Genomic DNA, 19291 nt, shown 5'->3' on the forward strand with positions numbered 1-19291 from the left:
GAGCGCCTATAACCCGTCAAACCGTCGCGCAGGGAAGGCCGGATATTGGGCTGAACCTGTGGTTCTGCCGCGTGCTTATTTGCTGCACGCGGACCGCGGGTATCAGCCGATACCCGGTCTTCCCTGCGCCTCTTCGTTGAGAGGCGGTTGAATGAAGACAATAACTCGGGCTCGGGCGGCCGCGAGATCGCGTCGTCACGCCTGCTGTTTGAAACGTGGAGACAGGTGCCGGGACGATGTTCCGCGCTGGTGTTCGGCGCTCATTCAAAGCTGACCGTGGACGAGAACCAGGCCGCCGGTGAGAGGCGGCTTCATTGCCCGCGCATGCGCTGCGCGAAGGCCGTAAGCCGTGTCCGTGCGATGTCCATCAGGAGGGCAAGTACGTTGAGGCGCTGCGGCTCGGCAATCTCCGCCGGATTCAACGTGCCGTTGAGATGCCGCTCGCAATTTTGCGCGAACGTTGTCGTGAGGCGCGCCGCCAGATCGCGCACCAACCCGTCGCGCGCGATCTGCGCTAGTGGACCGGAGAGGCTGTAGCGTATGGCGAGCTCGGCGCGGGTTGCCCGTCCTTCGTCGATCGGAAGCATGCGCCAGCTGATCTGCCCGGAGGTCGAGCTGCGGCTCTGCTGGTCACGTCCGGTGCCGATCAGCCGGCCGGACAGACTTGCGTCGTCGCGCTCGATCCGCGCGGCGCCGCGGAACACGGCCGCAAGCGGGCCAAGCGCGACCCTGATCTCGCCTTCGATGCGATCGGGGGCCGGCATGGCCGTGATCATCGCGCCGGGAAAGCATGCGGCCAGGGTCGTGAGGTTTCCGAACAGCGCGAAAACCTGCGCAGGCGCGGCGTTCACAGTGAAGGATGCGTCGAAGCTCTTGGCGGGCACGGCCTCGGGAATATCGCGTGTGCTGATGGCAGCGCCCCGGTCAACCGCCATCTCCGCCATTGCTGGCCGCGCTGACGACGCAGCGGTCGCGACCGCGCCCGACTGCGATCCCACGGGTCCGAGCGTCGTGCGTCCGGCGCCGATCACGGCCGCGATGCCACGTTGCCGCCGCGCCTCGATCACGGCGCGGACAGCGCGGACGATCCCGATATAGCCGGTGCAGCGGCAGAGATTGCCGCTCAACCCGACACGGATGGCCTGCTCGTCCGCGTGATCGAGGCGCAGCACGAGGTCGCGCGCCGACATGATCATGCCGGGTGTGCAGTAGCCGCATTGCAGCGCATGCTCGCGCGCAAAGGCCGTGCGCAGCTCGGCTGCGATCTCATCCTCATCCAGGCCTTCGATGGTCGTGACCGCAGCACCATCGCAGGCCACCGCGAGCGTGATGCAGGAGCGGGCCGGAGCGCCGTCGAGCAGCAGCGTGCAGGCGCCACAGACCCCATGCTCGCAGCCGAGATGCGTCCCGGTCAGGTCGAGCCGATCACGCAGGACGTCGGCGAGATGGGTACGCGGTTCGACCGTGGCCTCGGTCGCGCTGCCGTTGACGGTGAGCTGGAGCTTCATCACGCCGCGGCCTCCGCGATCGCCCGCGCGAGCACGGTCACGTGGATGTGCCGGGCGGCCGGATCGGTCACGCCGGCCTGCATCAGCAGGCGGTCAGCGAGGTCGCGATCGAACTGCTGCCCGAGATTAGTGTTCGCTCCGCCAAACAGCGATGAATCGTCGACGACGATCGGCGTCCTGTCGATGGCGCCGATCACAACTCGGCTGCAGGCCTTGTCCGGCTCGATCATGACGGCGGCCATCGCATGCGCGAATTCGCCGGGCTTGCGGCAGGCCTTGGCGTAGCCGAAGCGCGTCGTGGGCGACAGGGAGGGAAGGCGGATCGCGGCGACGAACTCGCCGGGACGCAGCGCGGTCTGCAGTGCGCCCTGGATGAACTCTGCCACGGCGATGTCACGTTGGCCGGTGGAGCTCGTCAGCCGCACGCCGGCGCCGAGGGCCGTGAGCGTCGTTACCCAGTCGGCGGCCGGGTCGGCGTGACTGAGCGAGCCGCCGATGGTGCCGCGGTTGCGTACGGCGCGATAGGCAATGCCGCGCGCGATCCGCCGCAGCACGCCATGAGTCACGTCAGGAAGCCGGCCGTCCTCGATGTCGGCATGGGTGACGCAGGCGCCGATCAGGAGAGCATCGCCGTCGCGCTCCGCCGTACGAAGCTCGGCGAGCCCCGCGATGTCGACGATCAACGGCGGCTGCACCAGGCGCAGATTGAGCATCGGCCCGAGCGACTGGCCACCGGCCATGATCCTTGCGCCGCCATTGGCGTCCGCGAGCAGGGCGAGCGCGGCGCCGACGCTGTTGGGACGCTCATAGGCGAAGGATGCAGCCTTCACGGCGAGCTCGCTTGCGCCTGTTTCGCTGCCAGCACTGTCGCGACGATGCGGCGTGGCGACAGCGGTGACTGCATCAGCTCCGCACCAAGCGGCCGCAGCGCGTCGTTGACGGCATTGGCGATCGCCGCCGGTGGCGCGATCGCACCGCCTTCGCCGATGCCCTTGACGCCGAACATCGTGTAGGGCGACGGCGTCTCCATGTGAAACAGGCGCGGTTCGGGGACTTCGGTCGGACCCGGCAGCAGGTAATCGGCCAGCGTCGTCGCCAGCGGCTGCGCGGCGTCGTCGAACGGCATCTCCTCGTACAACGCGGTGCCGATGCCCTGCGCCAGGCCACCGAGAATCTGGCCGTCGACGATCATCGGATTGACGAGGACACCGCCATCCTCGACGATGACGTAGTCGAGCAGCTCGACCTCGCCGAGATCCGGATCGACCGCGACCGTGACGGCATGCGCCGCGTAGGAGAAGGTGCCGCTGTCGCGCACCGGCTTGTAGCCGCTGGTGACCTCGAGGCCGGCCGGGTCAACGTCGGCGGGAAGGTCCTGCGGCCGGCGGTACCAGGTGTGGGCGATCTCGGCGAGGCTGACGCTGCCGTTCGGTCCGCAGGCGCGGCCCTCGCGCCATACGACCGCCTCGGGCGCGAGCTGCAGCAGCTTGGCGCCGATGCGCGTGGCGCGCGCGACGAGCTGCGCGCAGGCGGTGCCTACGGCGCCGCCGGCCATCACCATCGAGCGCGAGCCCCAGGTGCCGGTGGAATAGGGCGTCATCGCGGTGTCGCCGAGCACGACGCGGATGTTGCCGGGATCGACGCCGAGCACTTCGGACGCGACCTGAGCCAGCGTAGTCTCGAGTCCCTGGCCGTGCGAATGAACGCCGACGCGCAGCTCCAGCCCGCCGTCGGGCGTCAGGCGCGCCGTCGCCTGCTCGTGGCCGGGTACCATCGGGATGCCCCAGCCGGCATAGACCGAGGTGCCATGCGCGGCCTGCTCGCAATAGATCGAGACGCCGGTCCCGATCAGCCGGCCGTCCGCCTCGCCGCGCTGTTGCCGGGCGCGGATCGCGGGGACGTCGATCGACGCCAGCGCCCGCTGCAACGCGCCGGGATAGTCGCCGCTATCGAAATGCTTGTTGGTGATGTTGTCGAACGGCATGTCCTGCGGTTGCACCAGATTGCGCAGCCGGACCTCGCCGGGCTCTAGCCCGGCTTCGGCCGCGACAGCATCGAGCAGCAGCTCGAGCGCGAAGCAGACGCCGGTGCGCGCCACGCCGCGATAGGGCAGGATCGGGCATTTGTTGGTTGCGACCGAGTAGGTGCGGCAGCGATAGGCCGGCATCCGATACGGCCCCGGCAGGATGCTCGCGATCTGCGCCGCTTCGAGGCAGGCCGAGAACGGATAGGACGAGTAGGCGCCGGAATCGACGATCGCCTCGCAATCGATACCGCGCAGGCGGCCGTCGCGATCGGCATAGACCGTGATGTGATAGGCGTGCTCGCGGCAATTCGCGCTCGCACTCAAATGCTCGCGCCGGTCCTCGAGCCAGCGCACCGTCCAGCCCTTTTCCATGGCGAGCCAGCTCAGGCACACTTCCTCGGGCAGCAGGATGCCCTTGTGGCCGAAGCCGCCGCCGATGTCGGGTGCGATGATGCGGATGCGGCCCTGGTCCATGCCGAGACAGTCGGACAGGCCGTTGCGCACGATGTGCGGCATCTGTGAGCCCGTGTGCAGCGTGAGCTGATCGAGCCGGTGATCGAAGGTCGCGACGACGCCGCGGCCCTCCAGCGGCGCCATGCACTGGCGCGCCGTCGAGATCTCGCGCGTCACCTTGATCGGCGCGTCATGCGCCGCAGTGATGTCGACCTCGAAATTCGTTTCCAGGAAGACGTTGTCGCCCCAATGCTCGTGCACGAGCGCGCCGCCGGCCGCGCGCGCCAGCCGCATGTCGTGCACCGCCGGCAGCGGCTCCAGGTCGAGCTCGACGGAAGCGGCGATGTCCTCGGCCTCGGCGCGGCTGCGCGCGACGCACATCGCCACGAGTTCGCCGACATGGCGCACCTTGCCTGTCGCCAGCACCGGCTGCTCGGAAATCTTGAACCCGGGCAGGCCTGAGACGGCGCGGATCGGCTTGATGCGGGCGAGGTCGTCGGCCGTGAAGACGACGTCGCGGTACACCGTGGGAATATGGATCGCCTTGATGCTGGCGTGCGCCATCGGGCTGCGCACGAAGGCGACGTCCTTCATCCCCGGCAGCCTGATGTCGGCGACATACTGGCCGCGGCCGCGCAGGAAGCGATCGTCCTCCTTGCGCTGCAGCCGCGCGCCGACGCCACGCGGCGCGCGCTCATCCGAGACGGTCGGCGCCGCGCCGGCCACGTCAGGCCGCGACCGCTGCAGGCAGGATCGGCGCCGTTGCGTCGTGCCTGACGCCGGCGCGCAGGCAGAACGCCGGCTGCAGCAGCCGATCGGCAATCACCTCGGTCTTCTCGTTGTCGCGCAGCACGAAGCGGCCCTGCTTCTCGCGGAGCACGCTCACATCGGCCTCCATGCCCGGACGCAGCGCGCCGATCCGATCGGACAGGCCGAGCATGGCAGCGGGATTCGACGTCACCATCGGCACGACCTGCTCCAGCGTCAGCCCGAGCGCGACCAGCGAGCTCATCGCCTGCACGAGGCTGAACTTGGCCTGGCCGGCGAAGGGGTGGTTCTCGTCGTCGGCAGGTTCGTCCGGCGTGCCGGCGGGCGCCGGCACATGCGTGTTGTAGCCGTGGATGTCGGCGCCGAGCGTATGCGGCACGATGCCGGCGTCGATCGCCTTGCGCGCCAGCCGGTAGGAAAAATGGCTGCCATGACCGACGTCGACCTTGAGCCCGCGGTCGAGCGCGGCCTGGATCACCGGATGCACATCGCCCCTGGTGTTGACGAAGCCGCCGGGATGCCGCGTGAACGGGTGCGCCAGCACGTCGCCCGGACGCAGCAGCGGGATCACGCGCTCCAGGATGGTGTCGACATCCTCGCCGTTGGTGCCGCTCGCCGGCAGGCCCCACAGCTGGCCGAAATGGACATAGACCGGGAGCTCGGCGCGGCGGCCGATCTCCGCGGCCATCTCGATGACTCGGATGCCCCAGCGCGCGAAGCCGCCGATCTCGGCATGCGCCTTGATGCCGCGGACGAGGTCGCGGTTGGCCACAGCTGACTTCACCGTCGCGTCGATGTCGACGCAGTCGGGCCGATAGAGATCGGGGTAGTAATGGCCCTCGAGGCCGCCGACCAGATAGGCCGACAGGAACGCATAGACGCGCGACTGCGCCTGCTGGGCGACGAAGTGCCGGAAGCCGGGCAGGGTCATGCAGGACGGACCGCCCTGGTCGATCAGGCTGGTGACGCCCGACTGCACGCCGACCATGTCCGCATTCATGCCGAAGCGGCCGGTGACGTACTGATAGACATGGGCGTGGGTGTCGATCAGTCCGGGAAGCACGAGCTGGCCGGTGACGTCGACGACATCCCTGGCGCTGGTCGGCAGGATATCGGACTGGACAGCGGCGATGCGGCCATTGCGGATGGCGACATCCTTCAGTCCATCGATGCCGGAGGCGGGGTCAATGACGCGACCGCCGCGCAGGAGCAGGTCGAACGAGGCGCTCACGGACATGCAAGGTCTCCTTTCCGGGCGGTGTGTTTGTCCCGGTCAAAGCCTTCCTCGGCGAGCCGGCGCGGACGATACGCCGACCAATTTACGAAGCATACTTCGCATTACATCAAGATCCGTGCCATAGACAGCTTCAAATTGATGCAGCGTGATCAGCGCTTATGCGGGAGCCGTTCGATGGCCGGAAAGAATAAGCCGAAAGCAGATCCGTCGTGGCCGCTCGAGGAGCGTCCGGGCTATCTGATCAGGCGGCTGCATCAGATCCACGTCGCGCTGTTCCAGGAGAAATGTGCCGCTTACGAGATCACGCCGTTGCAGTACAGCCTGTTGACGGCGCTTGCAAAACGGGGGACGGCGGATCAGACGGCGCTGGCCCAGGACATCGCGCTCGACCGGACCACGACGACCGGCGCATTGAAGCGGCTGCAGGCGCGTGGCTTCGTCGATCGCAGCGTCGGACCGCACGACCGGCGGTCGCGGACCTGCCGCCTGACCCGTTCCGGCGCGGCATTGCTGCGCAAGATCGAGCGGCCGGCACGGGCGGCGCATCTCGCGACGGTCGCGGATCTCACCAAGGCCGATCAGAAACGGCTCATTGCCATGATGCAGGCGATCGTCAAGGCGCAGGGCGAACGGCTCGATGCGACACGATCGCCAGACTGAGCGCGCCCGACCGCGATGAGCTCCGATTAGATAATGGGCATGGTGCTGCCCGAAAAGCAGCGCGTCGCCGGAATGCAGCATCCGGTCGGGGCGCCGTCGCCGTAAATACGAAGCATGCTCCGCATTCAGGTGCTGCGGCGTTTTGTCCGCAACCGGCGCATTTGGCTGCTCATTTTCGGTGAAGATCGTTGCAGGAGCGGTCGCGCTGCGCCGGGCCCCGCGACGTCTGGCATGTCCCTTGCTCACATCTCGAACAATAGCTGCGCGGAAGCCGCGGCGAAATCGATCCGGGGCGGCGACACCGATGTCGCAGCGCGTGGGGTGAGCAATGCGACGTCTGCCGCTGCGGGATCCGCCGATCATGGCTCAGGCCAATGGCGTTCGTTCGACCTGGCGCGTCGCGTGTGATGCAATAGGGGCGCTGTGATGTCCGAGCATGCCGATGCCCTCGCCACACGCTTCGGAGACGGCGGACCCGATGGCGGCGATGTCGAGGCCAACGCGTTCCTGCGCGGCGTGCTGTCGCGCAAGACGGTGCGCCGCTATAGCGACCGGATGCCGGAGGAGGGGCTGCTCGACCTGCTCGTCGCCTGCGCGCTGAGCGCCTCGGCCAAGTCGGATTTCCAGCAGGCTTCGGTCATGCGCGTGCGCAATGCCGACAAGCGGGCGGCGATCGGCCGGCTGTTTCCGAGCATGCCCTGGATCGGTGCGTCGCCGGTGTTCTTCGTTTTCCTCGGTGATGCGCGGCGGCTGCAGCGCATCGGCGAGCTGCGCGGCAAGCCGGTCAGGAACGGCACCCTGGAAGGCTTTTTCAACGCCTCGGTCGATGCGGCGCTGGCGCTGCAGACCATGATCCTGTGCGCGGAGTCCGCTGGCCTCGGCACCTGTCCGATCAGCGTGATCCGCAACGAGATCGACACGGTCGCCAATGTGCTGGAACTGCCCGACATGGTGTTTCCCGTCGCTGGGCTGTGTCTCGGCTATCCCGCGGCAGAAGGCCATGTCAGCCTGCGGCTGCCGCGCAGCATCACCACCCATGTCGACCGCTACGGCGACGATGCGCTGCCCGTGACGCTCGACGATTACGACCGGCGACGCCATGCGCGGCACGCGATTCCGAAAGAGCAGCAGCGCGGCAACGCCGAGTTCGGCGAGGCCGATTTCTACGGCTGGTCGGAGGACAAGGCGCGGCAGGCCGCCAAGGCCGAGGGGGCTTCCTTCCCACCTTATCTGCGCGCGCACGGCTTCAGCTTCGACTGATCAGTTCATGTAAGGAGATACGAGATGACCAAGCCTTCGTTTCCCCGCCTGTCGGCACCGTCGCGGCGAGCAGCGCTTGCGCTGCTGGCCGCCGCGCTGACGCTGCCGGCCGCGTTCAGCGCCAAGGCCGGCAGCCTCGACGAGATCAAGAAGCGCGGTCTCATCGTCGCGACCGAGGACGATTTCCGTCCCTTCGAGTTCGTCAAGGACGGCAAGCCGACCGGCTTCGACAACGAACTGATCGAGGATCTGCGCAAATACGCGCCATTCGAGATCAAGCAGCAGATCCTGCCGTGGACAGGCATCCTGGCCGGCGTCTCCACCGGCAAGTACGATGTCGCCATCACCGCGGCGATCATCACCAAGGAGCGCAAGAAGTCGCTCGACTTCACCAGCCCGATCGCCGACGCGACGCACTATTACGTCAAGCGCAAGGACGACAAGAGCATTTCCGCCATCAAGGATCTCAGCGGCAAGACCGTCGGCGTGCAGGCCGGCAGCGCGCTGCTGGGGCGGTTGCCCGAGCTCCAGGCGATGCTTGAGAAGGAAGGCGGCAAGCTTGGCAAGGTGGTCGAATACACCTCCTATCCCGAAGCCTATCAGGATCTCGCGCTCGGCCGTGTCGACTACGTCGTCAACACCATCATCAACATCAAGGCGCTGGTCGCCGAGAAGCCGAACGTGTTCGCGGTCGGCCAGCCCGTCTCCGGCAAATCCTATCCGGCCTGGGCGGTCGCCAAGGGCAACACTGAGCTGGTCGAATTCCTGAACGGCTTCATCGCCAAGGAGAAGGAAACCGGCCGGTTCGCCGAGTTGCAGACGAAGTGGTTCGGCGAGGCCTTTCCGGATCTGCCGGTCACGTTCGAGCCGGAATTCTGACGCCGCGGATGAGGTGCAGCTGATGTGCGGGTGGCGAACGCTGCGCGCCGGTCCGCTCGACGGCCAGGTGCCCCTGCATCGGACGAGGTTGGCCGATGCAGGGCGCCGGCCGTCCGGCCTCGCCACGGATGGCCGGCGATGAGCGCGGCCGACGTGCTCGCCATCCTGCAGGGCGCCGTGGTCACGGTGACGCTGTCCTTGGTCGGCATCCTGATCGGGCTGCCGATCGGCCTTGGCCTTGCGCTGCTGCGCTGGGCCGATGTTCCCGTCGTCGCCCGCATGGTCGCCGTCTATGTCTCGGTGCTGCGCGCGACCCCGCTCGTGACGTTGCTGCTGCTGCTGTTCTTCGCGCTGCCCAATGTCGGGATCGCAATCGGGCCGGTGTCGGCGGCGATCCTGGCGCTGGTGATGAACACCTCGGCGTTCAACTGCGAGGTCTGGCGCGCCGCTCTGATGAACTTCCCGAAGGAGCAGTACGAGGCTGCGCAGTCGGTCGGCATGCATGCGAGCCTGCGCTTACGCCGCATCGTCCTGCCGCAGATCGTGCGGGTCAGTCTGCCCGGGCTCGTCAACGAGATGTCGCTGCTGATCAAGGTCACGCCGGTGCTGGCGGTCGTCGGCGTCGTCGACATCACCCGCGCGGCGGTGCGCATCGGCGCCGAGACCTATGAGCCGCTGCCGCCGTTCCTGGTCGCCATCGCGATGTATGCGCCGATCGTGTTCGCGCTGGTCTCGCTGCAGCGCTTCATCGAGCGGCGCCAGCTCGCAGCCGAGGCCGCATGATCCGGGATTTCGCCATCGTCTGGAGCGAGCGGGGTCTGCTGCTGAGCGGTCTCGGCAACACCACGATCCTCTCGGTGCTGTCGGCGATCGCCGGGCTCGTGATCGCCTTCGTGCTGACGCCGGCCCTGATGTCGAAGCGGCGCTGGCTGGCGCTCACCGTGCGCGTGTTCGTCGACGGCATGCGCTGCGTGCCGTTCCTGCTGTTCGCCTACATCGTCTACTACGGTTTGCCCTCGTTTGGCATTAGGCTCGACAATTGGAGCTCGGGGCTGGTGGCGCTGACCGTCTATCACGCCGCCTATCTCGCCGAGATCCTGCGCGGCGCCTGGGCGGCGCAGCCGCGCGAGCCGATCGAAGCCGGCGTCGCCTTCGGCTTCTCCGGGGCGCGATTGTTCCGCCGCATCATCCTGCCGCCGCTGCTGCTCGCCGCAGGTCCTGTCATCGGCAACCAGATGATCCAGATCGTCAAGGACAGCGCTTTTCTAACTATCATCGCACTGCCCGAGCTGACGCATGCCGCGAGCTCGATCCAGTCGCGCCACTACGTGCCGTTCGCCGCCTTCATCACCGCCGTGATCCTGTATTGGGGGCTCTGCCTCGTGATCGAGGCGGGTGTCAGCGGCATCGACCGGCTGGCCGCGGCGCGGCGCTGAGAGGGAGCCCGGGATGACCGACGACATGGCCGTGCTCGACGTCGCCGGCATTTCCAAGCGGTTCGGCGAGCTCGAGGTGCTCTCCGATATCAGCTTCACGGTGACGCGCGGTGAGACGGTCTGCGTGCTCGGCCCGTCCGGCTCCGGCAAGTCGACCCTGCTCCGCTGCATCAACTGGCTGGAGCGGCCTGATGCCGGCCAGATCTATCTCAATGGCGAGCGCATCGGCATCAACAATGGCGGCGTCGTGATGTCCGACCGCGAGCTGTCACGGGTCCGCACGCGCATCGGCATGGTGTTCCAGCATTTCGCGCTGTGGCCGCATCTGACCGTGCTGCAGAATCTCATGGAGGCGCCGGTGCAAGTGCAGAAGCGTCCCGTGGCCGAGGTGCGCGAGGAGGCGATGGCGCTGCTCGCCAAGGTCGGGCTCTCCGACAAATGCGATGTGTTCCCGGCGCGGCTGTCCGGTGGGCAGAAGCAGCGCGTCGGCATTGCGCGTGCGCTGGCGATGAAGCCGGACGTCCTCTTGTTCGACGAGCCGACCAGCGCGCTCGATCCGGAGCTGGTCGGCGAGGTGCTGGTGGTGATGCGCGAGCTTGCACGCGAGGGCCGCACGATGGTGATCGTGACCCACGAGATGGGCTTTGCTCGCGAAGCCGCCACCCGCATTCTGTTTCTCGATCGCGGCCGCGTGGTCGAGACCGGGCCTCCGGAGCGCTTCTTCGTCAACCCGGAAACCGAACGCGCGCGCCAGTTCATCCAGCGCTACGCCGCCGGATGAGCTAGAAACAACGCGAGGAGATACGCCATGGATCCGATCTATCATCTGCTCCCGGATGCGCCGAAGCCGGTCACTCCCTATAGCCATGCGGTGCGGGCCGGTCCGTTCCTGTTCGTCACCGGCCAGCTCGCGACCGATCCCGATGACGACGCGCTGCCGCTCCCGGACGGTATCGACGCGCAGACCCGCAAGGTCATGGATAACCTCGCGCGTGTGCTGAAGGGCTGCGGCATGAGCTTCGCGAACGTCGTGTTCGCCCGCATCTACCTGACCGAATTCAAGCGCGACTACGCCGCGATGAACGCGATCTTCTCCAGCCATTTCGACGATGCGCAGCGGCCTGGCCGGACCACGATCGGCGTCTGCGACCTGGCGCGCGGCGGCATCGTCGAGATCGACATGGTCGCCTACAAGCCCTGAAGGAGAGAGCGATGGATCCGATCGAGATTCCGGCGCGGCGCGGCAAGGCGGCGCTCGTCACGGCCGGCCAGGTGGTCACCGTGATCAATACCCATGGCGAGCAGGTGGTCGACACCTGGGCGTTCAATCGCGTTGACCTGTCGGAGTTCATGTCGAACGAGCACACGCGGGCGCATTCGCTGCATCTGGTGCCGCGGCCGGGAGACGTGCTGCGGACCAACAAGCGCCGGCCGATCCTGACCTTGATCGAGGATACTTCGGGCGGCATTCACGACACTCTGATCGCCGCCTGCGACCGCTATCGCTACGCGTTTCTCGGGCACGAGGGCCACCACGACAATTGCACTGACAATCTGTTCGCCGGCATGGCCGAGCTCGGCCTGACGCCGCCGGAGGTACCGAGCCCGCTCAATCTGTTCATGAACATTCCCTGGGAGGCCGACGGCACGCTCGGCTTTGCCGCGCCGCCGCGCCCCGTTCCCGGCGGCCAAGTGCGCTTGCGCGCGGAGATGGATCTGGTGATCGCGTTCTCCGCCTGTCCGCAGGATATCCTCCCGATCAACGGCAAGGCTGGGAAGCCCGTCGAGGCACATTTCACGGTGACCGACGCATGAGCGGAGAAGGCAAGGCGGAGCAGGCTGCGGCCAACCGCCGCCGCTATGAGGAACTGCGCGCGGCGGGGCAGGAGCTGAAGCAGCTGCCGCCGCCAACCGCGCTCGATGGCGCGCCGGTCGCGGAGGACGCGATCGTGCAGTCCGAGCAGGTGCCGCCCGGCTGGCACGCGACGGTTCGGCTGTCGCGCGGAGAAGCGCTGCGGCTCCGCGATGATCTTGGCCGCTCCAGCGTGTCGCTGCTGGCGTGGCGCAGCGAGGATCCGTGCGAGCGGATCAACTGTGCCGACACCGTGAAGGTGCAATGGAGCGCGGCGCTGTCGAAGGGCCGGATGATCCTGTCGGACATGGGACGGGTGCTGCTCTCGGTGATCGAGGATACGTCCGGCGCGCATGACCTTCTGGTCGGCGACTCGACCCCTGACTCGACGTTGTCGGCCTATGGCGAGGTGACGCGCAACACGCAGGCGAATTTCATCTCGGCCGCTGCCAAGATCGGACTGGGCCTGCGCGACATCCCGCCTTGCGTGACCTTCTTTGCGCCGGTGACGACGGACGCAAACGGCCGCTTCGTCTGGCACGCTGCGCGCAAGCGCGCCGGCGACTTCGTCGCTCTGCGCGCCGAGATGAACCTGATCGTCGCCGTCTCCAACTGCGCCCATCCGCTCGATCCGGCGCGGCCGGCAGCGACCACGCCGATCACGCTGATCCGGCACCGGCTGCCGCCGCCTGCTGATGACGATGTCTGCCGCACGGCCTCGCCAGAAGCCGTGCGCGCCTACGCCTTCACCGATCAGCTGTTCGCCTGAGGAGCGTGATCATGTCATCGACCGATCCCGGCCATCTTGTCTACAGCTTCGACATTCCCGCCGAGCAGCCCTGGTCGCGGGTGCTGAAGAGGGGCCAGACGCTCCGCATCATCGACAGCGAGGGCGAGCAGGCGGTGGACGCGCTGATCTATGTCGCGGAGGACACCGCCGAGCGCTACAGCGCGCAGGACACCTTGCGCGTCCAGGGCTCGGCCTATCTCGAGCTCGGCACGCGGCTGATCTCCAACCGCGGACGGGTGATGGCGCGGATCACCGCCGACACCTGCGGCCGCCACGACACCTCGGCGGGCTGCTGCTCCTGCGAGAGCAATGCCGTGCGCTTCGGTGAGGCGACGCGCTACCTGCGTGCCTGCCGGGAGAATTTCATCCTGGAGCTGTCGCGGCACGGCCTGACCAAGCGCGACATCGTCTCCAACCTGAACTTCTTCATGAACGTGCCGATCGAGCCCTCCGGCAATTTCACCGTGCTCGACGGCCCGTCCGCGCCGGGCAACTACGTCGACGTGACCGCGGAGATGGACGTGCTGTTCGTGATCTCGAACTGTCCGCAGGTGAACAATCCATGCAACGGTTTCGATCCGACTCCGATCCGTGTGGAGATCAGGGAAGCGACGGCATGAACCCCTGCTGCTGCAGGCGCACGCTCGTCGGACCGACCTGCGGCGAGAGGCGCCTCAACTCGCCTCAACTCGCCTCGTCGCGCAGGTGATACCAGCGATAGAGCAGGCGCTGGCCGATGCGGCGGAACGGCGCGAAGGGATGCGTCGGCAGCGCCGAGGTGAAGATCGGCAGATCCTGCCCCTTGAAGGCTTGGCCCGCGAGCATCTGCGCCATCCGGCGGCCGGCCTGCGCCGAATAGGAGACGCCGTTGCCGCCATAGCCGAGCGCATAGACCAGCTTCGCCTGGGCATCGGGACGCACGATGCGCGGCATCATGTCGTGGCTGACATCGACCCAGCCCCACCACGAATAATCGATCTCGATGCCTGTGAGCGCGGGAAACTTGCGATGCAGGCCGTCGATCAGGAGCTGGAGGTGCCGGTCATGCGTAGCGTCGGCGCCAGTGATGGCGCTCCGGCTGCCGATCTGGACGCGGTCGTCCGGCAGCAGCCGGTAGTAGAAGCGCAAAGTGCGCGTGTCGGAGATCACCTGCCGGGTCTTGAAGCCGGTCGCCGCGAGCTCGGCCGCAGTGAGCGCGCGCGTCACCAGCGAGTTCGACAGGATCGGCATGCAGCGGCCGGACAATTCCGGCGTCAGCCCAGCGAGGTATAGGCGCCGGTGGCGATGCCGACGCCGTTCGCGGTCACATTGCCGCCGGGGGGACTGTAGACCCGATATTTGTGATCAAGCTACGCGATCTTGGGACAAGTGAGGTCGAGGCAGAGGCGATTGCCGGCAGACATCTCGTTATGCCTGCCCAGAGACATGAATCGAGCCGTAGCGGGTCGAAGAGGCGCAGGAGATGCGGAAATGGAGCGCGAGGCCGAAGCCCTGCCTGGGCTGACCTCAACGCTGGCTGTGCAACCAATTCTCGCCAATTGGCTAAGTGGCTGCCAGCTTCCTTGCCGTGCTCCAAAGACTCTCAGCGGCATGGATCATCCGCGCCCGTGCGCGGATGAGGCATATGTTGATCTTGATGTCCCAGTCCTTCGGGCCGGCTCTCACCAATCGGCCGCTCTGGAGATCGAGCTCGACCAGGCTGCGTGGAGCCCAGGTGATCCCGCGGCCTTCCCGGGCCATGTTGATGAGCAGCATCACCGGTGCTGAGAAGCTGGGGAGCAGCATGGCGCCTGGCTGCTTCGTCGCGAGGAAGGCGGTCACGATGCGGCCCACACCGGAACCTGGATGATAGGCGAGATAGGGCAGCGGCTTGTCCGCAGAGCCAGGCAGCGCAAACCGCGGCATCGATTGCCGCCGGCGACCGCTGCGCGTGACGGCCCTGTAACCGGTCGCGCTGATCGGGACCAGGACATCGTCGGCGAGATCGATGCGCTGAAAGCGATCGTTGTCCAGGCGGCTGGCGAGCGATGGGTGGTAATGCGCCAGCATGAAATGCGCATGGGCCTCGAGCAGGAGCTTCTCACACCCGGCGAAGTTCGACGCCACGAGCTGAACGGCGGAACCGGATCGCGCACGATCGACCCGGCGGATCCAGTCCGGAAAGAACGTCTGCGACAGTGCGTGGGTGGCGACGAATTGAACGGTCTCGGTCTTGAGGCGAGCCGCTTCCAGGGCCTCCTCGCGGCCGTTCGACAGCCTGCGAATGACGTCCTCCGCCACCGGACGAAAACTCTCCCCTGCCGGCGTCAGCTTCACGACATGGGTGCTGCGCTCGAACAGAGGCGCTCCAAGCCACGCTTCCAGCGACTTGATCCGCCGGCTCAAGGCCGGCTGCGTCACGTGCCGGCGCAGCGCTGCGCGGGAGAAGCCGCCGTCCTCCGCAATAGCGAGGAAATCCTCGATCCAGCTCAGGTCCATGATGCCAATTCGTTATTGAATTATTCCAATCTGGCATTAGCACCGCGGCACCGGCTGGTCCAATGTCAGGCCAAAGATAAGGGGCCGCGGAGACGCTGTTTGCAGCGCCGAAGAGCACGAGGCGGGAGGACACGGAATTGACGATCACTACGACTCCTTTGTCCGAGGCGCTCCCGACGCAGGCTGCTGCGCCTCGTGCCGGCTCGCTTTGGCGGGAGCCTTATGTCCTGATCGTGGCGGGCGCCGTGCTCGGCGCACTCGTCGGCGCGCTGTTTCCGGCTGCGGCACTCGAATTCAAACCGCTCGCCGACGGCTTCATCTCGCTCATCAAGGTCACGATCGCGCCGCTGGTGTTCCTGGTCGTGGTGACGGGCATCGCGCAGGTCGGCGACATGAAGGCGGTCGGACGCATCGGACTCAAGGCCTTCCTGTATTTCGAAATCGTCACGACGCTCTGCCTGCTGTTCAGCTTCGTCGTGGTGCGATGGGTCCAGCCCGGCGCGGGTGTGGCGCACGCCACCCCGCAACAGGCCGAAGCCGTGGCCCGCTATGCGCAGACACATGTCGGCTCGTTGTCGGCCTATATCCAGCATATGATCCCCGAAAGCTTCTTCGGCGCGTTTGCCAGCGGCGACGTGCTTCAGGTTCTCGTGCTCGCGCTGCTGTGCGGCATCGGCCTCTTGATGCTCGGCGAAAAGGCGCTGTCGCTGCGCTCGGGCATGGAGCGGTTGACCGCACTCGTGTTCAGCGTGGTCCATGTCGTCGTCATGCTGGCACCGATCGGGGCCTTCGGCGCCATGGCTTTCACGGTCGGCAAGTTCGGCGCCGCCACATTGTACGCCCTCGCGCTCCTGGTCGGGACGGCCTGGGGGATGATGGCGTTCTTCATCTTCGTCGTCCTGGGAATGATCTGCCGTCTGGTCGGCATCCGGCTGATGGACCTGCTCCGGCTGTTGCGCCCCGAGCTTCTCGTTGTGCTCGGAACGTCGTCGTCGGAGACCGCGATTCCCGGAATGATGGAGAAGCTGCCAAGGGCGGGGGTGGGACGCGCCGTGACCGGTCTCGTCATTCCGTCCGGCTACTCCTTCAATCTCGACGGCGTGGCGCTGACATTGCCGCTGAGCACGATCTTCGTGGCGCAGGTCTACGGCATCGAGCTGAGCACGGCGCAGCAGTTGAGCCTGTTTGTCGTGATGCTGTTCACCAGCAAGGGCGCAGCCGGTGTCACGGGCGGGGCGTTCGCCGCGTTGGCGGCGACCATCGTTGCGGCCGGGCTGCCTGTCGAAGGCCTCGCGCTATTGCTCGGAATCGACCGCTTCATGTCGCTGGCGCGCGCCATCACCAACACGATCGGCAACGCAGTGGCCGCGATCGTGGTGGCGAAATGGGATGGTGAATTCGACCACGACGATTGGGGGCGGGTCGTCCAGATGAAAGCAGCAAAGTAGGATCCATGGTTCTCTGTGAAGACTTGCCAATCGTGGCGCTGGTTCCCGGTGATTGCACCGGTATCGGTCCTGAGCAGACGGCGCGAATCCTCTCCGATCACCGGCTGGCCGATGCGGCGCGCCTCGTCGTGGTGGGCGATGCCCGCGTGCTGGAGATGGGAATGGCGCATGCCGGCGTGAGCTTCGATATCGAGCGGATCGGCTCCCCCAGCGAGGCTTCCTGGGTTTCCGGCAAGATCCAGCTGATCGATCTCGGCAACACCGATCCGTCGAGGTACCCGATCGGAAAGGCCAGCGCCGAGTCCGGGCGACTCACCGGAGAGACGCTGTCGCGGGCGATCGATCTTGCCAAGGACGGCGCGATCAATGCCATCACCTTCGCGCCCTTGAACAAGCGGGCGATGTTCGACGGCGGCTGGAGGTACCCGGACGAGCACAAGATGTTCGCGGACCTGCTCGGGCACCGTACCTATTTTTCTGAAATGAATGTGCTGGATGGTCAATGGATGTCGCGCGTCACCGGGCACCAGTCCCTGCGCGAGGCGCTGAACGACATCAGCCCGGCGCGGATCGCCGATGCGGTGGTCCTCGTCGACAGGATGATGCGGAGATCCGGAGTCGCTGCGCCGCGGATCGCCGTGGCCGCGCTGAATCCGCATGCCGGCGAGGGCGGCTTGTTCGGTCGCGACGAGATCGAGATGATCAAGCCGACGGTCGAGGCGATTGCGAAAAAGGGCATTGTCTGCAGCGGTCCGTATCCAGCGGATACGGTTTACATTCGCGCCTTTGCCGGCGAGTTCGACAGCGTCGTCGCGATGTATCATGACCAGGGGCAGATCGCGACGAAGCTGCGCGGCTTCAATCGCGGAGTGACCGTGACGGCCGGCCTCGAGACGGTCTTCACCACGCCCTCGCACGGCACGGCGTTCGACATCGTCGGCAAGGGCGTCGCAAACACCGGCGCGCTCGAAAGCGCGGTCCGGCTCGCCGCGCAATTGGCCTCGTTCAAAGCCCGGGAGACGTTACATGCACACTGATCGCAGGACCCTGCTTCAGGCCGCCGCCGCTCTTCCCTTGTCCGCGGTCGGCGCGAATGCGGCTTTTGCACAGGCTGAGGCACCGGCGGCGCCCGCCGCGCCGCCGCCCAAGGAGGTCACGCGTACGCTTGCGCGGTACATCGTCTCGGCGGGATACGATGATCTGCCGGTCAAGGTCCGCAAGGAAGGCGTGAGGACGCTGCTGAACTGGGCCGGCGTCGCGATCGGCGGGTCGCGACATGAAACGGTTGATATTGCGGTTGCCGCGCTGGCACCGTTCTCAGGCCCGCAGCAGGCGTCGCTGTTCGGCCGGCGCGAGCGGTTCGACATCATGAACGCCGCCTTCATCAACGGCGTGTCCAGCCACATCTTCGATTTCGACGACACCCATCTGAAGACGATCATCCATCCGGCCGGCCCGGTGGTTTCGGCGATCATTGCGCTCTCGGAAATGCAGCCGGTCTCCGGAAAGGAGTTCTTGAATGCGCTCGTCCTCGGTGTCGAGACCGAGTGCAGGATCGGCAACGCCGTCTATCCGAACCACTACGATGTCGGCTGGCACATCACCGGGACTGCCGGGGTGTTCGGTGCGGCTGCGGCTGCCGGCAAGCTGTTGAAGCTCAACGAGCAGCAGATGACCTGGGCGCTGGGCCTCGCCGCGTCGCAGCCGGTCGGCCTGCGCGAATCGTTCGGGTCCATGAACAAGAGCTTCAACCCCGGCCGTGCGGCGTCAAACGGCATATTCGCCGCCATTCTGGCGTCGAAGAATTTCACGTCGTCGGACGGGATGATCGAGGCGAAGCGCGGCTGGGCCAATACGATCAGCACCAAGCAGGACTATGGCGAGATCGTCGGCGATCTCGGCAAGCGTTACGAAGCCGCGCTCAACACCTACAAGCCGTTCGCCTGCGGCATCGTGCTGCATCCGGCGATCGACGCTGCGATTCAGCTGCGCAACGAGAACAGGCTGACGGGCGACCAGATCGATCACGTCGATCTCAAAGTCAATCCGCTCGTGCTCGAGCTGACCGGCAAGAAGACGCCGCAGCAGGGGCTCGAGGGCAAGTTCAGCATCTATCACGCGGTGGCCGTGGCGATCGTGGAAGGCGCGGGCGGAGAGAAGCAGTTCAGCGATCGCGCGGTAACCGATCAGACGGTGCTGTCGCTGCGTAGCAAGGTCATTCCGGTCATCGCGCCCGAGATCAAGCCGGAGCAGGTCGAGATGACGATCGTGCTGAAGGATGGGCGGAAGCTCAGCCGCCGCATCGAGCACGCCGTCGGCAGCGTTGAAGTGCCGATGACCGACCAGCAGCTCGAGGCGAAGTTCTCCGATCTCGCCGACGGCATCGTTCCGGCGGCGTCGATCCGGCGGATCATGGACGCCTGCTGGAATGTCGACGGCCTGTCGAGCGCAGCCGACATCGCGAAGATGTCGGCGTCGGCCTGACGATGGCGAGGA

At 66.5% G+C, this 19291-nt stretch carries 18 protein-coding genes and 1 pseudogene; 13 read left to right on the top strand and 6 right to left on the bottom strand.

Annotated features, from left to right (window positions below):
* Window positions 1-311: 311 nt before the first annotated feature.
* The 4 genes from QX132_RS32235 to QX132_RS32250 are packed head-to-tail and all read right to left on the bottom strand — an operon-like array spanning window position 312 to window position 5992.
* Entirely contained in the window at window positions 312-1511 is a 1200-nt protein-coding gene (locus tag QX132_RS32235) for a 2Fe-2S iron-sulfur cluster-binding protein (protein ID WP_410052928.1), read from the bottom strand.
* Entirely contained in the window at window positions 1508-2338 is an 831-nt protein-coding gene (locus QX132_RS32240) for an FAD binding domain-containing protein (protein ID WP_316163784.1), read from the bottom strand. Before QX132_RS32240 ends, QX132_RS32235 begins: the two co-directional genes overlap by 4 nt.
* Window positions 2335-4713: a xanthine dehydrogenase family protein molybdopterin-binding subunit gene (locus QX132_RS32245; RefSeq protein WP_316163785.1), complete on the bottom strand. Its 2379-nt coding sequence runs from the start codon at window positions 4711-4713 to the stop codon at window positions 2335-2337. The genes QX132_RS32240 and QX132_RS32245 overlap by 4 nt, the downstream gene beginning before the upstream one ends.
* A 1-nt stretch (window position 4714) precedes the next feature.
* Complete coding sequence (locus tag QX132_RS32250; RefSeq protein ID WP_316163786.1) at window positions 4715-5992, bottom strand: amidohydrolase/deacetylase family metallohydrolase; 1278 nt, start codon at window positions 5990-5992, stop codon at window positions 4715-4717.
* Window positions 5993-6166: 174 nt separating this feature from the next.
* Here QX132_RS32250 and QX132_RS32255 point away from each other — a divergent pair, with 174 nt between their 5' ends.
* From QX132_RS32255 to QX132_RS32300, 10 genes are all read left to right on the top strand, one after another.
* Complete coding sequence (locus QX132_RS32255) at window positions 6167-6652, top strand: MarR family winged helix-turn-helix transcriptional regulator (protein ID WP_316163787.1); 486 nt, start codon at window positions 6167-6169, stop codon at window positions 6650-6652.
* A 426-nt stretch (window positions 6653-7078) separates the two neighbouring features.
* The gene (locus tag QX132_RS32260) at window positions 7079-7912 is read left to right on the top strand and encodes a nitroreductase family protein (protein WP_316163788.1); all 834 of its coding nucleotides are present in this window, start codon (window positions 7079-7081) and stop codon (window positions 7910-7912) included.
* Window positions 7913-7936: 24 nt separating this feature from the next.
* Window positions 7937-8791 carry a transporter substrate-binding domain-containing protein gene (locus QX132_RS32265; protein WP_316163789.1) on the top strand — a complete coding sequence of 285 codons (855 nt, stop codon included), beginning with the start codon at window positions 7937-7939 and terminating at the stop codon, window positions 8789-8791.
* Between the two features lie 138 nt (window positions 8792-8929).
* Window positions 8930-9574 carry an amino acid ABC transporter permease gene (locus QX132_RS32270; RefSeq protein WP_315776817.1) on the top strand — a complete coding sequence of 215 codons (645 nt, stop codon included), beginning with the start codon at window positions 8930-8932 and terminating at the stop codon, window positions 9572-9574.
* Complete coding sequence (locus QX132_RS32275; RefSeq protein ID WP_315705368.1) at window positions 9571-10227, top strand: amino acid ABC transporter permease; 657 nt, start codon at window positions 9571-9573, stop codon at window positions 10225-10227. Before QX132_RS32270 ends, QX132_RS32275 begins: the two co-directional genes overlap by 4 nt.
* 13 nt (window positions 10228-10240) lie before the next feature.
* On the top strand, window positions 10241-11008 hold the full coding sequence (locus QX132_RS32280) for an amino acid ABC transporter ATP-binding protein (protein WP_316163790.1): 768 nt from the start codon (window positions 10241-10243) through the stop codon (window positions 11006-11008).
* Between the two features lie 27 nt (window positions 11009-11035).
* Window positions 11036-11428 carry a RidA family protein gene (locus QX132_RS32285; protein WP_315770950.1) on the top strand — a complete coding sequence of 131 codons (393 nt, stop codon included), beginning with the start codon at window positions 11036-11038 and terminating at the stop codon, window positions 11426-11428.
* A gap of 11 nt (window positions 11429-11439) precedes the next feature.
* The gene (locus QX132_RS32290; RefSeq protein ID WP_316163791.1) at window positions 11440-12042 is read left to right on the top strand and encodes an urea carboxylase-associated family protein; all 603 of its coding nucleotides are present in this window, start codon (window positions 11440-11442) and stop codon (window positions 12040-12042) included.
* Window positions 12039-12848: an urea amidolyase associated protein UAAP1 gene (locus QX132_RS32295; RefSeq protein WP_316163792.1), complete on the top strand. Its 810-nt coding sequence runs from the start codon at window positions 12039-12041 to the stop codon at window positions 12846-12848. The genes QX132_RS32290 and QX132_RS32295 overlap by 4 nt, the downstream gene beginning before the upstream one ends.
* An 11-nt stretch (window positions 12849-12859) precedes the next feature.
* Window positions 12860-13489 (top strand): urea amidolyase associated protein UAAP2, encoded by a 630-nt coding sequence (locus tag QX132_RS32300; RefSeq protein WP_316163793.1) that lies wholly within the window; start codon window positions 12860-12862, stop codon window positions 13487-13489.
* A 64-nt stretch (window positions 13490-13553) separates the two neighbouring features.
* On the opposite strand, the pseudogene QX132_RS32305 reads toward QX132_RS32300, so the two are convergent.
* Window positions 13554-14188, bottom strand: a pseudogene (locus tag QX132_RS32305) (NAD(P)/FAD-dependent oxidoreductase); the annotation flags it as partial.
* A 223-nt stretch (window positions 14189-14411) separates the two neighbouring features.
* On the bottom strand, window positions 14412-15347 hold the full coding sequence (locus QX132_RS32310) for a LysR family transcriptional regulator (RefSeq protein WP_316163794.1): 936 nt from the start codon (window positions 15345-15347) through the stop codon (window positions 14412-14414).
* Between the two features lie 137 nt (window positions 15348-15484).
* Here QX132_RS32310 and QX132_RS32315 point away from each other — a divergent pair, with 137 nt between their 5' ends.
* Genes QX132_RS32315 through QX132_RS32325 form a run of 3 tightly spaced genes read left to right on the top strand, consistent with a single transcriptional unit; the run spans window position 15485 to window position 19279 of the window.
* Entirely contained in the window at window positions 15485-16795 is a 1311-nt protein-coding gene (locus tag QX132_RS32315; RefSeq protein WP_316163795.1) for a cation:dicarboxylate symporter family transporter, read from the top strand.
* A 5-nt stretch (window positions 16796-16800) separates the two neighbouring features.
* Window positions 16801-17832, top strand: a complete 1032-nt coding sequence (locus QX132_RS32320; RefSeq protein WP_316163796.1) for a PdxA family protein — start codon at window positions 16801-16803, stop codon at window positions 17830-17832.
* Window positions 17822-19279, top strand: a complete 1458-nt coding sequence (locus tag QX132_RS32325) for an MmgE/PrpD family protein (RefSeq protein WP_316163797.1) — start codon at window positions 17822-17824, stop codon at window positions 19277-19279. Before QX132_RS32320 ends, QX132_RS32325 begins: the two co-directional genes overlap by 11 nt.
* Window positions 19280-19291: the final 12 nt, after the last annotated feature.

The organism is Bradyrhizobium sp. SZCCHNRI20481 (assembly GCF_032485055.1).
Lineage (GTDB): Bacteria > Pseudomonadota > Alphaproteobacteria > Rhizobiales > Xanthobacteraceae > Bradyrhizobium.